This window comes from Antribacter soli (assembly GCF_021568775.1).
In the GTDB taxonomy this organism is placed as follows: Bacteria; Actinomycetota; Actinomycetes; order Actinomycetales; family Cellulomonadaceae; genus Antribacter; species Antribacter soli.
The window spans coordinates 20,646-35,969 of record NZ_JAKGSG010000051.1 but is presented as its reverse complement, the minus strand read 5'-3'; the positions used below and the strand labels follow the sequence as shown (position 1 = coordinate 35,969).

Annotated in this window: 12 protein-coding genes; 3 read left to right on the top strand and 9 right to left on the bottom strand. The window is 73.2% G+C overall.

Annotation, left to right across the window (positions count from 1 at the left end; genetic code table 11):
* Nucleotides 1–135: 135 nt before the first annotated feature.
* The 5 genes from rbfA to rimP all read right to left on the bottom strand — a co-directional run bounded on the left by rbfA (nucleotide 136) and on the right by rimP (nucleotide 5,941).
* Nucleotides 136–579 (bottom strand): 30S ribosome-binding factor RbfA, encoded by a 444-nt coding sequence (gene rbfA, locus L1785_RS18400; RefSeq protein ID WP_236090753.1) that lies wholly within the window; start codon nucleotides 577–579, stop codon nucleotides 136–138.
* Between the two features lie 128 nt (nucleotides 580–707).
* A complete protein-coding gene (infB, locus tag L1785_RS18395) occupies nucleotides 708–3,704 on the bottom strand; it encodes a translation initiation factor IF-2 (RefSeq protein ID WP_236090752.1) in 2,997 nt (998 codons plus the stop codon).
* A gap of 196 nt (nucleotides 3,705–3,900) precedes the next feature.
* Nucleotides 3,901–4,101, bottom strand: a complete 201-nt coding sequence (locus tag L1785_RS22925) for a YlxR family protein (RefSeq protein WP_236090751.1) — start codon at nucleotides 4,099–4,101, stop codon at nucleotides 3,901–3,903.
* Nucleotides 4,102–4,233: 132 nt separating this feature from the next.
* Nucleotides 4,234–5,298, bottom strand: a complete 1,065-nt coding sequence (gene nusA / locus L1785_RS18385) for a transcription termination factor NusA (protein WP_236090750.1) — start codon at nucleotides 5,296–5,298, stop codon at nucleotides 4,234–4,236.
* A 1-nt stretch (nucleotide 5,299) separates the two neighbouring features.
* Nucleotides 5,300–5,941: a ribosome maturation factor RimP gene (gene rimP, locus L1785_RS18380; RefSeq protein ID WP_236090749.1), complete on the bottom strand. Its 642-nt coding sequence runs from the start codon at nucleotides 5,939–5,941 to the stop codon at nucleotides 5,300–5,302.
* A gap of 208 nt (nucleotides 5,942–6,149) precedes the next feature.
* Here rimP and L1785_RS18375 point away from each other — a divergent pair, with 208 nt between their 5' ends.
* Nucleotides 6,150–7,250: a DUF4439 domain-containing protein gene (locus tag L1785_RS18375; RefSeq protein WP_236090748.1), complete on the top strand. Its 1,101-nt coding sequence runs from the start codon at nucleotides 6,150–6,152 to the stop codon at nucleotides 7,248–7,250.
* Nucleotides 7,251–7,373: 123 nt separating this feature from the next.
* Here L1785_RS18375 and L1785_RS18370 read toward each other — a convergent pair whose 3' ends face one another.
* On the bottom strand, nucleotides 7,374–9,206 hold the full coding sequence (locus L1785_RS18370; protein ID WP_236090747.1) for a proline--tRNA ligase: 1,833 nt from the start codon (nucleotides 9,204–9,206) through the stop codon (nucleotides 7,374–7,376).
* 208 nt (nucleotides 9,207–9,414) lie between these two features.
* Between L1785_RS18370 and L1785_RS18365 the strand changes: the two genes are divergently transcribed.
* Nucleotides 9,415–10,320 carry an Fpg/Nei family DNA glycosylase gene (locus L1785_RS18365; protein WP_236090746.1) on the top strand — a complete coding sequence of 302 codons (906 nt, stop codon included), beginning with the start codon at nucleotides 9,415–9,417 and terminating at the stop codon, nucleotides 10,318–10,320.
* An 8-nt stretch (nucleotides 10,321–10,328) separates the two neighbouring features.
* Here L1785_RS18365 and L1785_RS18360 read toward each other — a convergent pair whose 3' ends face one another.
* Nucleotides 10,329–11,315 (bottom strand): GNAT family N-acetyltransferase, encoded by a 987-nt coding sequence (locus L1785_RS18360; RefSeq protein WP_236090745.1) that lies wholly within the window; start codon nucleotides 11,313–11,315, stop codon nucleotides 10,329–10,331.
* A gap of 12 nt (nucleotides 11,316–11,327) precedes the next feature.
* Nucleotides 11,328–12,470 carry a flavodoxin-dependent (E)-4-hydroxy-3-methylbut-2-enyl-diphosphate synthase gene (gene ispG, locus L1785_RS18355; RefSeq protein WP_236090756.1) on the bottom strand — a complete coding sequence of 381 codons (1,143 nt, stop codon included), beginning with the start codon at nucleotides 12,468–12,470 and terminating at the stop codon, nucleotides 11,328–11,330.
* A 130-nt stretch (nucleotides 12,471–12,600) separates the two neighbouring features.
* On the opposite strand from ispG, the gene L1785_RS18350 reads away from it, so the two are divergent.
* Complete coding sequence (locus tag L1785_RS18350) at nucleotides 12,601–13,944, top strand: hypothetical protein (RefSeq protein ID WP_236090744.1); 1,344 nt, start codon at nucleotides 12,601–12,603, stop codon at nucleotides 13,942–13,944.
* Nucleotides 13,945–13,998: 54 nt separating this feature from the next.
* Here the strand turns inward: L1785_RS18350 and L1785_RS18345 are convergent, their stop codons facing one another.
* Nucleotides 13,999–15,321 (bottom strand): M50 family metallopeptidase, encoded by a 1,323-nt coding sequence (locus tag L1785_RS18345; protein WP_308113376.1) that lies wholly within the window; start codon nucleotides 15,319–15,321, stop codon nucleotides 13,999–14,001.
* Nucleotides 15,322–15,324: the final 3 nt, after the last annotated feature.

Here is a 15,324-nt window from a genome sequence, read left to right as displayed (position 1 = left end):
GCGCGGTCCTGGGGGTGGACGGGGGCGCGGCGTACCGCCCGGGGGTGGGGGGCGGGCGTATCGCCCGCACCCTCCCGCGTGCCGTTCCGCTTTCGGCTGGTCCTACTCCGGCGTGCTGTCGTCAGCCGGAAGGCGTCAGCCCTCGACGTCGTCCTCTTCGTCGCGCGGCTTGCGGTACGGGTCCTCGTCGCCGGCGTACCGGGCGCCGGCTCGCAGGGCCTCGAGCTCCGCGTCCCGGCGGCGCGCCTCGATCAGGGCCGCGTCCAGGTGCGCGGCGGTCTCGGGCACGGAGTCGAGGTGGAACTCGATCGTCGGCGTCAGACGCAGACCCGTCTGCTTGCCGACCTCCGAGCGGATCAGGCCCGTGGCACTCTTCAGCGCGGCGGCGGACCCGTCGCGCTCCTCGTCCGTGCCGTACACGGTGTAGAACACCGACGCGTTCTGCAGGTCGCCCGTCACGCGGACGTCCGTCACGGTCACGAAACCGAGACGGGGATCCTTGATACGGGTGTCGAGCATCTGCGCGACGATCTCCTTGATGCGGTCGGCGAGCTTGCGGGCCCGCGGGTGGTCGACCATGTTTCTCAGCTTCCTGTTCTGGTTTCCCCGCCCGGACACGGCCTCGCACGCAGGTGCCCGACGACGGGCGCCCGCCTCCCTGAGGAAGGCGAACGCCCGGCGTCGGGCACCAGGGCGAGACCCGGCCGTCAGCTGCGGGGCTTCTCCCGCATCTCGAAGGTCTCGATGACGTCGCCATCGTTGATGTCGTTGTACGACCCGAGACCGATACCGCACTCGAAGCCCTCGCGGACCTCGGTGACGTCGTCCTTCTCGCGGCGCAGCGACTCGATCGTGAGGTTGTCCCCCACCACCGTGCCGTTGCGCAGCACGCGTGCCTTCGAGTTACGGCGGATGGTGCCCGACCGGACGATCGAGCCCGCGATGTTGCCGAACTTCGAGGAGCGGAAGACCTGGCGGATCTCCGCGGAGCCCAGCTGGACCTCCTCGTACTCCGGCTTGAGCATGCCCTTGAGGGCCGCCTCGACGTCCTCGATCGCCTGGTAGATGACCGAGTAGAACTTGACCTCGACGCCCTCGCGGTCGGCCAGGTCCTCGACGCGCTCACCGAACTTCACGTTGAAGGCGATGATCACGGCGTTGTCGACCGTGGCCAGGTTGACGTCGTTCTGCGTGATGGCACCCACGCCGCGGTGGATGACCCGCAGCTGGACCTCCTCGCCGACGTCGATCTTGAGCAGCGCGTCCTCCAGTGCCTCGACGGCACCGGACACGTCGCCCTTGAGGACCAGGTTGAGGGTCTCGACCTTGCCCTGCTCGAGCGCCTTGGTGAAGTCCTCGAGGCTGATGCGCTTGCGGCGCTTCGCCAGGAGGGCGGCACGCTCGGCGGCCTGACGCTTCTCGGCGATCTGGCGAGCGGTGCGCTCGTCCGGCGCCACGAGGAACGTGTCACCGGCGCTGGGCACCGACGCGAGACCGAGCACCTGCACCGGACGGGCCGGAGTGGCCTCGGTCAGCGCGTTGCCGTGCTCGTCGAACATCGCACGCACACGGCCGTGGGCCGTGCCCGCGACGATCGCGTCCCCGACGTGCAGCGTGCCGGCCTGGACCAGCACCGTCGCGACGGCGCCGCGGCCCTTGTCGAGGTTGGCCTCGATGGCCACGCCTCGGGCGTCCTTGTTGGCGACTGCACGCAGGTCGAGCGCCGCGTCGGCAGTGAGCAGGACGGCCTCGAGGAGGTCGTCGATGCCGATGCCGGGCTTCGCCGCGACGTCCACGAACATGGTGTCGCCGCCGTACTCCTCGGCCACCAGGTTGTACTCGGTGAGCTGCTGACGGACCTTGGCGGGGTTTGCCCCCTCCTTGTCGATCTTGTTCACCGCGACCACGATCGGCACGCCGGCGGCCTGGGCGTGGTTGAGCGCCTCGACCGTCTGCGGCATCACGCCGTCGTCCGCCGCGACCACGAGGATCGCGATGTCCGTGACCTGCGCACCACGAGCACGCATGGCGGTGAACGCCTCGTGACCCGGGGTGTCGATGAACGTGATCTTGCGGTCGACGCCCTCGTGCTCGTGCGTCACCTGGTAGGCACCGATGTGCTGCGTGATGCCGCCGTGCTCGCCCGCGACGACGTCCGTCTTGCGGATCGCGTCGAGGAGCTTCGTCTTACCGTGGTCGACGTGACCCATGACGGTCACGACCGGCGGACGCGCCTCGAGGTCCTCGTCGGACTCGGCGGCCTCCTCGGCCTCCAGGTCGATGTCGAACGCACCGAGCAGCTCGCGGTCCTCCTCCTCGGCCGACACCATCTCGATGACGTAGCCGAGCTCGGTGGCCAGCGTGCCGAACGTGTCCTCGTCGAGCGACTGCGTGGCCGTGGCCATCTCGCCCAGGTGGAACAGCACGGTGACGAGCGACGCGGGGTTCGCGTCGATCTTGTCCGCGAAGTCGTTCAGGGACGAGCCGTGGCGCAGGCGCACGATGGTGTTCCCGTTGCCACGGGGCACCTGCACGCCGCCCAGCGACGGCGCCTGCATCTGCTCGAACTCCTGGCGCTTCGCCCTCTTGGACTTCCGCCCGCGGACCGGCTTGCCACCGGCGCGCCCGAAGGCGCCCTGCGTGGAGCCACGACCGGCACCGCCACGACCGCCGCCGCCACCGGGACGACCGGCGAAACCGCCGCCGGCACCCGGAGCACCACCGGCACCCGGTCCACCGGCACCACCCGGACGACCGCCGCCGCCACCAGGGCGTCCACGGCCACCGCCGGCACCACCCGGCGCCGGGCGGTCACCCGGACGCGGCATGGAGGTACGGCCCGGCATCATGCCGGGGTTGGGGCGCGGACCACCCGGACGCGGTGCCGCCGCGGGACGCGGGCCACCCGGACGGGGACCGCCCGAGGGCGCGCCGCCCTCGGGACGGTCGCTGCGCTCCGGACGCTGACCCGGCCGGGGCATGCCCTGGCTCGGCGCGAACGGGTTGTTGCCAGGACGCGGGGCGCCCTCGCGGGGAGCGCGGTTGGCGTCGCGGTCCGGACGGTCGCTGCGCTCCGGACGCTGACCGGGCCGGGGCATTCCCTGGCTCGGCGCGAACGGGTTGTTGCCAGGACGCGGGGCGCCCTCGCGGCCACCCGGGCGCGGTGCGCCGGAGCGGGGGCCGGACGGACGACCGCCGCCGTCACGGCTGCCCGGCGCCGCGGCAGGGCGCGGGGTCGCCGGACGGGGCCCCGGGGTCGGGGCAGAGCTCGTGGGGCGCGGCGCCGCAGGGGCGGGCGCCGGCCGGGACGGGGCCGGTGCGGCCGGCGGCTGGGCCGGCGGCGTCACGGTCTGTGGAGCCTGCTGCGCGGCGGCCGGAGCCGCCTCGGCGGGCTTGGGTGCGGCCGGAGCCGGAGCCGGAGCCGCCGGAGCAGGTGCCGCAGCGGCGGGAGCCGCCTTGACCGGGGGCTTCGGGGCCGCCGGACGGGCCGCGGCAGGCTTGGGAGCGCCGCCCTGCGACGGTGCGGGCGCGCCGGCCTGGCCTCCGGACTTCGTGAACTTGTCGCGCATCGCCCGCTCGACCGGCGTCTCGAGGGTCGAGGAGGCCGAACGAACGAACTCACCTGCGGCCTTCAGCTCGGCCATCAGGGTCTTGCTCTCCACTCCGAGCTGCTTCGCAAGCTCGTGAACGCGGATCTTTGCCACAACTCTCCTGTCTCGGTCCACCCAAGACAGGGAGGACCGTCATTAGTACTGAGTACTCATCGCTGGGGACTCATCGGGTGCCCATCGGCTTCTGACCCGCTTCCTTGTCGACGAATCGTGTGGTGCGGCCGGGCTCTGCGCCCGGTCGGGACGGTGCCGGCCCGGGGGCCGGCAGCCAAGCCTGCTCGCGGACCGCTCACAGGCCGAGGTGTGCCCGGACGACCGCCAGGTCGAGGGGGCCGGTCACGCGCAGCGCGCGCGGCACGGCCTTGCGACGCTCGGCGAGCTCCAGGCACTGCGCCGTGGGGTGGACCCAGGCGCCGCGCCCCGGCAAGCGGGCCCCGACGTCGGCGACCAGCCGTGGCTGGGGTGCCGTCGTGTCGAGGACCAGACGCAAGAGAGCAGACCGCTGGTCACGTTCCCGGCACCCGACGCACGTGCGCACGGGACCCGTGAAGGTCGGTGCGGGGTGGGTCGAATGACGGGCGCGCGGCCCAGACTCGGACAGTCTACCGCGCGCCACCGCCCGCTACCGCCGCCCGGCGGCGGGAGCGCCCGGTGCCGCACCAGGTGAGCCACCTTCTGCGGCGTCCGCGCCCTCGTCCGAGCGGATGTCGATCCGCCAGCCGGTGAGCTTGGCCGCGAGGCGGGCGTTCTGGCCCTCCTTGCCGATCGCGAGCGAGAGCTGGTAGTCGGGGACGACCGCGCGGGCCGCCCTCGCGTCCTCGTCCACGACAGTGACGGACGACACACGCGCCGGCGACAGCGCGTTCGCCACGAAGTGCGCCGGGTCGTCGCTGTAGTCGACGATGTCGATCTTCTCGCCGTGGAGCTCGGCCATGACCGCCCGCACGCGAGCGCCCATCGGGCCGATGCACGCACCCTTGGCGTTCAGGCCCGACACCCGCGACCGGACGGCGACCTTCGTACGGTGCCCGGCCTCGCGAGCCACGGCCATGATCTCGACCGAGCCGTCCGCGATCTCCGGGACCTCGAGCTCGAAGAGCTTGCGCACGAGGTTCGGGTGCGTCCGGCTCAACGTGACCTGGGCACCCTTCATTCCCCGGGCGACCTCGACGACGTAGCCGCGCAGGCGCTCGCCGTGCACGTACTCCTCCGTCGGGACCTGCTCGTGCGGGGGCAGCACCGCCTCCGTGCCCCCGACGTCGACGAGCACGACACGCGGGTCGCGGCCCTGCTGGATGATGCCCGCCAGGACCTCACCCTCCTTGCCGCGGAACATGCCGAGCACCTGGTCGTCCTCGGCGTCGCGCAGGCGCTGCACGATGACCTGGCGGGCCGTCGCCGTGGCGATCCGGCCGAAGTCCTTCGGCGTGTGGTCGAACTCCGGTCCGAGCTCCAGCGGCGCGCGCTCCTGGCCGTCCTCAGGCTCGAAAGCCGGGGGCAGCTCCTCCCGGGCCCACACCGTCACGTGCCCCGTGGACCGGTCCAGCTCGACGCGCGCCCGCTGGTACGCGCCGGGCGTGCGGTGGTAGGCGGAGAGCAGTGCCTGCTCGATCGCTGACACGAGGACGTCCAGGCTGAGGTCCTTCTCGCGCTCCAGCATCCGCAGCGCGCTCATGTCGATGTCCATGTCAGCTCTCCTCGTTGCGGCCGGCGCCCGGCGCCTGCGTCGCGTCGTCGTCAGCATCTGCACTCTCGCGCACGCCGGGCACGTCGGCATCCGCAGCGTCGTCGTCCTCGTACCCGTCGTCGTACTCGTCGTCGTGCGGGGCGGTGCCGTCCTCGCCGTCGGCGGCCTCGGCCTCCTCCAGACGCTTGAGCTCCACCTCGACCCGGCCCTTCGCGACCGAGCCGACCGGGACCCGGGTGCCGTCGTCGAGCACCAGCTCCGCGTCCTCGCCAGCCCCCTCCACCTCGACGAGGCGACCCTCGACCGTGCTCCCGTCGGTGAGCCGCAGCGTCACCAGGCGGGTGCGAGCCCGCTTGAAGTGACGCAGCTCCGTCAGGGGCCGGGAGGTGCCCGGCGTGGAGATCTCCAGCGTGTACGCGCCTCCGACGACGTCGTCGCCGTCGAGCGCGGCAGAGATGCCCCGCGAGACCTCGCCGAGCGTATCGGAGTCCAGGCTGCCCAGGGCGTCCTCGTGCAGGTCGACGGTGATGCGCACGACCGACCGGTTCCCGGCCTGCGATGCCGCCACGTCCTCCAGGTGGAGGCCCGCCGCCTCGACCACCGGTCCTACGACGCGCCGGACCTCGTCCGCGTGCTGTGCCATCGCCTGCCTCCCGTAGGCTCTCCCGCCGCCCGATCGATCTCGGGCCACCGGGTACGGTTCGAGCCGGAACGGTTCGACCGATGTGCTGTTGTGTGTGCTGGGACAAGCCTAACGAAACACGCGCGTCCAGCCCTCCCGGAACAACGTGACGTTCGCCGTCACCGTTCCGGCACAGGTCGCACTCGCGGACGTGGCATCATCAGCGACGATGATCCCGTCGACGAACCAGCCAGGCCGGATGCCGGCCACCCGCCGGACCCGCGCGGGCCGGAAGGGCGCCCTCGCTCTCGCCGTCGCCCTGCTCCTCGGCGGCTGCGGCGTGCGGCTGGAGACGCCGCCGCCGGGCGAGCCGGCCCCGGACGCCGTCGAGGTGGTGCGCCGCACGGCCGTCGCCGACGCGCTGCTGGTCTCGCAGCAGGCCGACGCCGCCGCCCTCGTCGCCGGCACCGCGCCGGAGGTCGTCGCGGAGCTGACTCAGATCTCCGACTTCTCGGACGCCCAGGTCGCCCAGCTCGGCGGCGAGTACGACTCCGGCCTGTCCGACGTGCTCGGCGACGGGACCCCCACGCCCTCCGCGTCGGCCCCTGCCGTGGCAGCCCCCGCGGACGTCGTCGTCTCGCTCATGGACGCCGCCGGGCGCAGCCGCTCCGCCGCCGACACCACCGCCGACGGCCCGCTCGCGCGGCTCCTCGCGTCGATCGCCGCGTCCCAGACGCTCTCCGCGTCCCGCCTCGCCGGCCTCACCGGGACGGAGGGCCCCGCCCCGGCGGATCCAGTGATCCCCGTCCCCCCCGAGGTGGACGAGCCGACGGCGGACGCCACCGAACCGGAAGCCGCCGCCTCGGACGCGGCGTCGGGCGAACCGACGCCCGCGGACGTCGCACCCGGCGGGCTCAGCGCCGAGCAGCTCTCGGGCATCGTCCTCGCGGAGGACACGGCGGGCTACGCCCTCGAGCTGCGCGCCGCGCTGGCCGACGGTGCCCTGCGGGACATGGCGGTGGCGCGAGCCGCCGTCCACCGGGCGCGCGCCGAGGCCTGGGCAGAGCTCGCGGGCACCGCCGGCACCGATCAGGACCCGCGCCGCGTCGCCTACGTGGTCCCTGGCGCCGAGGTCACCACGGAGGCGCTCGCGCAGCAGCTCGAGGACGGGCTCGCGTCGGGCTACGCGACCCTCGTAGGGGTCGCCGAGCCTGGGACCCGTCGGGTTCTCATCACGCTCCTCGCCGAGGCGACCACCGCGGGCACCACGTGGGGCACGCCGCTCACCGCGTTCCCGGGCCTGCCCGAACAGGTGACGCCGGCGGCCTGACGCCGGACCCCGGCACCGGGCTCCGGCACTGGCACTGGCACTGGCCTGACACCAGACGCAGTGAGGGGCTCCCGGTCCGCGGACCGGGAGCCCCTCTGCACCGGGATCACACCCGGGCCGGGATCACGCTCCCAGGAGCGCCTCGACCTTGCCCGTCACGACGGAGACGACGTCGGCGACGGGAACCTGCTCCGACTCGCCGGCGCGCGGCCGTACCTCGATGACGCCCTCGGCCAGGCCACGGCCCACGACGACGAGCAGCGGCGCGCCGAGCAGCTCGGCGTCGGCGAACTTCACGCCGGGCGAGACCTTGGGCCGGTCGTCGTAGATGACCTCGACGCCCGCGGCCGCCAGCTCCTCGGCGATGGACGCCGCCGCCTCGAACACCTCGGTGCCCTTGCCGGTGGCGACCAGGTGGACGTGCGCGGGAGCGACGTGCGCCGGCCAGGCGAGCCCGCGCTCGTCGTGGTGCGCCTCGGCGAGCGCGGCGAGCGCGCGCGTGACGCCCACGCCGTACGAGCCCATCGTGACGACGACCTGCTTGCCGTTCTCGTCCAGCACCGTCAGGCCGAGCGCCTGTGCGTACTTGCGGCCGAGCTGGAAGATGTGGCCGATCTCGATGCCGCGCGCGAGCTCGAGGGGCCCCGAGCCGTCGGGCGCCAGGTCGCCGGCGCGCACCTCGGCGGCCTCGATGGTGCCGTCCGCGGTGAAGTCGCGGCCGGCCACGAGGTCGAACACGTGCCTGCCGTGCTCGTCGGCGCCCGTGATCCAACGGGTGCCGGGCACGACGCGCGGGTCGAGCAGGTAGCGGATCGCGGAGGCCTTGCCGCCGTCGGCCGTCTCGACCACCGCGCCCTGCGGACCCAGCACCTTGGGGCCGATGTAGCCCTTGACGAGCTCGGGGTGCGCGGCGAAGTCGGCCTCGCCCGCGGCCTCCGCCTCGGCGGGCGCCACGGCCGCCTCGAGCCGCTTGAGGTCGACCTCGCGGTCGCCGGGCAGGCCGACCACCACGAGCTCGCGGCGCCCGTCCGGGTGCGTGAGCGCCAGCACGACGTTCTTCAGGGTGTCGGCGGCCGTCCACTCGCGGTCGGGGCGCGGGTACTTCGCGTTGGCGAGCGTGACGAGCGTCTCGATTGTCGGGGTGTCGGGCGTGTCCTCGACGTGCGCGGCGGGCGCGTCGTCGTACGGCACCGCCGCGGGCACCGGCGTGACGACGGCCTCGACGTTGGCCGCGTAGCCGCCGGGCGAGCGCACGAACGTGTCCTCACCGATCGGGGACGGCGACAGGAACTCCTCCGACCGCGAGCCGCCCATCGCTCCCGACGTCGCGGACACGATCACGTACTCGAGCCCGAGCCGCGTGAAGATCCGCTCGTACGCGCCGCGCTGCGCCTGGTACGAGGCGTCGAGCCCGGCGTCCGTCACGTCGAACGAGTACGCGTCCTTCATGATGAACTCGCGCCCGCGGATCAGGCCGGCGCGGGGCCGGGCCTCGTCGCGGTACTTCGTCTGGATCTGGTACAGCGCGAGCGGCAGGTCCTTGTACGACGAGTACAGGTCCTTCACGAGGAGCGAGAACATCTCCTCGTGCGTGGGCGCGAGCAGGTAGTCCGCGTCCTTGCGGTCCTTGAGCCGGAAGATGTTGGGGCCGTACTCCTCCCACCGGCCGGTCGCCTCGTAGGGCTCCTTCGGCAGCAGCGCCGGGAAGTGCACCTCCTGCGCGCCGATCGCGTTCATCTCCTCGCGCACGACCGCCTCGACCTTGGCGAGCACCCGCAGGCCCAGCGGCAGCCACGTGTAGATGCCCGGGGCGGCGCGGCGGATGTAGCCGGCGCGCACGAGCAGCCGGTGGCTCGCGACCTCGGCGTCGGCCGGGTCCTCGCGGAGGGTGCGGACGAAGAGGGCCGACATGCGCAGCAGGTCGCCGCGCGCGCGACGATGGAGAACCGATGACATGGTGCACAGCCTATCCGCGGGTCGAACGCGCAACGCAGCGCAGGGTGAGGGCCGAGGACCGAGGTACTCGCCCGGAGCGGAGTGCAGCGGAGAACCGCCCGGAAGCACCGGGAGGAGTGGCGGCCCGCCGAATGTCCGCAGTTCTACTTCGGCACTTCGCCCGTTTTTCCCCCGCTGCGGGGACGGGACGCCGTGGCAGCATGGGCTCATGCCCGAGCTGCCGGAGGTGGAGGCCCTGGTCGGCTTCCTGCGCGAGCGCACGACCGGCCGCACCGTCGCGGCCGTCGAGCTCGCGTCGATCGCCGCCCTGAAGACCTTCGACCCGCCGGTCACGGCGCTCGTCGGAGCACGGGTGCTGGGCGCGGCCCGGCACGGCAAGTGGCTGGACCTGGCGGTCCGGCCGCGTCAGCCGGAAGAGTCCTCGGAGCTGCACCTGGTCTTCCACCTGGCGCGGGGCGGCTGGGTGCGCTGGTCGGACAGCCTGCCCCTCGCACCCGTGCGGCCGGGCGGCCGGGTGCGGGGCGGTGCGGCGCCCGCCCTCGCGTTGCGCGTGCGGCTCGACGACGGCTCGGGCTTCGACCTCACCGAGGCCGGGACCCGCAAGCGCCTGGCGGTGCACGTGGTCCGCGACCCGCACGACGTGCCGATGATTGCCTCCCTCGGCCCGGACCCGCTCCACCCCGAGTTCACGCCCGAGGTGCTCGCCGGCCTGCTCTCGCAGCGCAACCAGCAGGTCAAGGGCCTGCTGCGGGACCAGAGCAGCATCGCGGGCATCGGGAACGCCTACTCGGACGAGATCCTGCACACGGCCCGGTTCAGCCCGTACAAGCAGACCCGCACCTTCACTGCGGAGGAGACCGCCCGGCTGCACCGGACCATCGGCGAGGTGCTCCGGGAGGCGATCGCGACGTCGTCGGGCAAGCCGGCGAAGGAGCTGAAGGACGCCAAGCGTGCCGGGATGCGCGTGCACGGCCGCGCGGGCGAGCTGTGCCCGGTCTGCGGCGACACGGTGCGCGAGGTGAGCTTCGCGGACCGCAGCCTGCAGTACTGCCCCACCTGTCAGACGAACGGCCAGGTCCTGGCGGACCGCCGGATGTCCCGGCTCCTCAAGTAGCGCGGGCGTCAGAACAGGACGGTCGCGAACGTCCCGACCTGCTCGAAGCCGACGCGGCGGTACGTCGCCAGCGCGCGCTCGTTGTACGAGTTCACGTAGAGCGACACGACCGGCGCGACGGTGCGCCGGGTCTCGGCCACGACGGCCGCCATGCCGGACTCCGACCAGCCGCGCCCGCGGTACACGGGGTCCACCCACACGCCCTGCACCTGGGCGACGCCTCCCGCCGTCGCGCCGATCTCCGCCTTGAACGCGACCACCGGCAGGCCGCGCGGGCTGGGTACGGTGCGCACGAACGAACGGCCTTCCACCACGAGAGAGCGCACCCGCTCGGCGTACGCGCTGCCGCCCGTGGCGACGGGCGAGTAGCCCACCTCCTCGGTGAACATCCGCACGCACGCCGGCAGCACGAGGTCGAGCTCGTCGAGGCGGGAGCGCCGGACGCTCTCCTCCGGTTCGACGTCGGGATCGCGGGCGATCGCCATCGACGGCTGGTCGGCGCGCACCTCGCGCGCTGCCGGCCAGGTCCTCGCGAGGTGCTCCCACAGAGCGAGGGTGGTGGCCTGGTCCCCCACGATCGACGACGACCGGCGCCCGTGCACCCGGGCCAGCGCCGCGAACGCGGCGACGGCGTCGGCCCGACGGTCCGCGACCGGGGTGACGGGCACGAGGTTCGCGCCCGCCCAGCACACGGCCTCGAGCGGGCCGGTCGCGGGGAAGCCCCAGGCCTGGCCGCCGGCCATGCCGAAGCCGGCGCTCTCGGCGACCTCCAGGCGGGAGGCGGCCAGGACGGCGGCGACCGGGTCGGCGGCGCAGACGGCCAGCGCCTCGGGCAGGTCGCGCATGCTCAGCACCCGCGCCCCGCCTGCGTCCTCGGCCCTCGGCTCGTCCGCGAAGGCGAGCGCGTCCACGAGCGAAGCGCCTGGTTCGCGCGGTTCATGCCCGGGCTCGGGGCGCGCCCCGGCCGAGTGGACCGGGGTGCGCCACGCGGCCATGACGGCCTCGCCTCAGCCGACCGTCACGACGGGCCCGGTCGCCTGGGCCTCGTTCTCGGGGGTGGGCATCGAGTCGGCGAGGCGCATGGCCTCCTCGATGAGGGTCTCCACGATCATCGCCTCGGGGACGGTCTTGATGACCTCGCCCCGGACGAAGATCTGGCCCTTGCCGTTGCCGGAGGCGACGCCGAGGTCGGCCTCGCGAGCCTCGCCCGGGCCGTTGACGACGCAGCCCATGACGGCGACGCGGAGCGGCGTCTCCATGCCCTCCAGGCCGGCGGTGACCTTCTCGGCGAGCGTGTACACGTCCACCTGGGCGCGGCCGCACGACGGGCAGGAGACGATCTCGAGCTTGCGGGGGCGCAGGTTCAGCGACTGGAGGATCTGGTTGCCGACCTTGACCTCCTCGACCGGCGGGGCGGAGAGGGACACGCGGATGGTGTCGCCGATGCCCTTGCTCAGCAAGGCGCCGAAGGCCGTGGCGGACTTGATGGTGCCCTGGAACGCCGGGCCGGCCTCGGTCACGCCGAGGTGCAGCGGCCAGTCGCCGCGCTCGGCGAGCATCTCGTAGGCGCGGACCATGACGACCGGGTCGTTGTGCTTGACCGAGATCTTGAAGTCGTGGAAGTCGTGCTCCTCGAACAGTGACGCCTCCCACACGGCCGACTCCACGAGGGCCTCCGCGGTCGCCTTGCCGTACTTGGCGAGCAGGCGCGGGTCGAGCGAGCCGGCGTTCACACCGATCCGGAGCGAGACCCCGGCGTCGGACGCCGCCCTCGCGATCTCCTTGACCTGGTCGTCGAACTTGCGGATGTTGCCCGGGTTCACGCGGACGGCGGCGCAGCCGGCGTCGATCGCGGCGAACACGTACTTGGGCTGGAAGTGGATGTCGGCGATCACCGGGATCTGCGACTTGCGAGCGATGATCGGCAGCGCCTCGGCGTCGTCCGCGCTCGGCACGGCGACGCGCACGATGTCGCAGCCCGCCGTCGTGAGCTCCGCGATCTGCTGCAGGGTCGCGTTGATGTCGGTCGTCGGGGTCGTGGTCATCGACTGCACGCTGACCGGCGCGTCGCCACCGACCGCAACCTTCCCGACCTGGATCTTGCGGGACTTGCGGCGGGGTGCCAGGACGGGCACCGGGGCGGCGGGCATACCAAGGCTGATCGGAGCGCTCACGACACCAAGTATCCACCGATTCGAGCAGCCCCCCGTCACGTTCACACCCCCTCCCCTGAGCAGGCGGTTCGTTTTCACGGCACCTCCTCTGTCAGCATTCGCGCTCATGGACCTCGACTCGCCCGCAGGGACCGTTCTCCTCGGCGCCATCGTCTTCGCCCTCATCGGGCTGCTCACCATGTGGATCGCGGGATCGCGTGCCGCCTGGCTCATCGGCGTCCGCACGGACGCCCTCTGGTGGTTCGCGCCCGCCGGCGCGCGCACGCAGGGCCTCGTCGTCGCCTATCTCGGCCTGCTGGTCGCGGTCGGTGCGCTCGCGTTCGGGCTCGTGCAGCCGGCCGTCGACTCCTTCCTCGGCGACGAGGGCGGGGGCATCCACCCCCTCTCGGTCCAGAGCGCCTGGATCACACCGCTGCTCGTCGTGCTGGCCACGGGGACCCGGTTCGTCAAGCATCTGGTGAACGTGGCCACGGACGGGCAGGCCCTGCTCGTCGCCGACGTCGACCCCGCCGAGCTCGTCCAGCCGGACGGCGCGCTGGACGACGTCGACGTGGCCTCGGCGCGGACCGCCGCGCTCGCGGGCGACTGGCACCCGGCGGCCGAGCTGCTCGCCGCAACGGCCGACCACGACGTGCGGTGGGACCGGGTGGGCGTGCTCGCCGAGGCAGCGCTCGTCCGCCGGAGCTGGCTCGACGACTGGCTGCGCGAGCGGCCCGAGGACGCCACTGCCCGAACCGTCCAGGCGATGACCTACCTGCGCCACGGGTGGGAGCTGCGGGGCGCCGCGTTCGAGGCACAGAACATCGAGCGGTTCCTGGCCGCGCTCGACGACGCCGAGGCCACGGCTCGCCGGGCCGCCGCGCTCGACGCCAAGGACCCCTCGCCGCTCGCCGTGCTGGTCGAGCTCGCGCGGGGCCAGCAGGTCGACCGTGACGAGTTCACGGCACGCCTCGACGCGCTGCGCGAGATGTCGCCGCGCCATCTTGGCGGTCACGAGGCGGCCCTGCAATACCTGTGCGACAAGTGGTTCGGCTCGGCCGAGGAGATGTTCGCGTTCGCGCGCGAGGGCGCCGAACGCGCGCGACCTGGGGACGCGATCGCGCTGCTCGTCGTCACCGCGCACCTGGAGCACGCCGCGGCGCTCGGCCACCGCTCGCGGCGAGCAGCCGAACGGCACCTGACGTCCCTGGCGACCCGGACGGAGATCGCCGAGGCCGTCGGAGTGTGGAAGGCCGGGCCTGGCGGCCCGTCGCCCGTCCGGGCGGCGCAGTCGCACAACCTCCTTGCCTATGTGGGCTGGCTCGCGAAGGACGCCGACCTGGCCGCCGAGCACCTCGCTGCGACCCACGAGCACCTCAGCCCGTGGCCGTGGGAGTACGAGGGCGGCGACGTGGCCGAGACGCACGAGGCGGTCCGGCGCTGGGCCCGGGCGAAGAGCGCGACGGACTGAGAGCCCGGTCGTACGGCGGGTGCGCGCCCGCCGTACGACCACCCACAGGGGCCGCTACGTCAGCCGGACCGGGTCCACCAGGTCTGCGACGATCAGCACCGCTCCCGCGCCGATGAGCGCCACGAAGACCACATAGGTGACCGGAGTCATGCGGGCCACGTCCGCCGGGCCCGGCAGAGGCAGGCTGCGGACGCGCGCGAGGGTCCGCTTCGCGCCCTCGTACAGTGCATTGACGACGTGCCCGCCGTCGAGGGGCAGCAGCGGGATGAGGTTGAACACGAACAGGGCGATGTTCAGGCTCGCGAGCAGCGCGACGAAGTACATGACGCGGTCGAGCAGCGCCTCGTCCAGAGTCGCGATCTCGCCGGCGACACGGAGGACACCCACCACGCTCTGGACCGACTCCTGCGAGCGCGGCTCGTCGGTGAAGGCCTGCTGGGCGGCGTCGGCCACGCGGACGGGGAGCGTCGCCACGATGCTCGCCGTCTGCCACACGCCGTCTCCGACGGCGGGCAGCACCGCACCGACAGGCTGGGGCTCACGCACTCGCAGCGGGGCGAAGCCCACGAACCCGCCGGGCTCGGTCTGCGCCTCGCCGTCGGCGTCGGTGACGGCAAGGCCTTGCTCGTCGACGACGGGCCGGTCTATCGCGGCCGGGGTGACCTCCAGGGTCACGCGCTGCCCGTCGCGCTCCACGACGACGGGCACCTCGCGCCCCGCGGCGTCGTTGATGAGGCCCACGAGCTGTGCCCAGCCGGTCACCCGGGTGCCGTCGAGCTCGACGATCGTGTCTCCCGGCTCGAGGCCTGCGGCGACCGAGGGGGCAGGCACGGCGTCCGGCCCGCAGTCGTCGCCCATCGAGCTCGAGGTGACCGACGTCGGCACGCACTCCGACAGCTGCGCCACCGTCGTGGACGTGACCAGCGTGCCGTAGCCGACGAGGTACACGCCGATGAGGACCACGGCGATGAGCAGGTTCATCACCGGTCCGCCGAGCATGACGACGAGCTTCTTCGGCGTCGACAGGTTGTAGAACGCGCGGTGCTCCTCCCCCGGGCGGACCTCGGAGGACGACGCGTCGCGCGCGTCCGCGATCATCGGTCCCCAGAAGCCGCCGTCGGGCCGCGAGCCGGGGCGGGCGGGCGGCATCATGCCGACGAGCCGCACGTACCCGCCGAGCGGGATCGCCTTGAACCCGTACTCGGTCTCGCCGCGCGTGCGGGACCACACGGTGCGCCCGAATCCGACCATGTACTGGCTCACGCGCACGCCGAACCGCTTGGCGGGCACCATGTGCCCCACCTCGTGCAGTGCGATCGACGCGAGAATCCCGAGGGCGAAGACGATGACGCCGATGGTCCAGGCCAGGATGTCCACGGG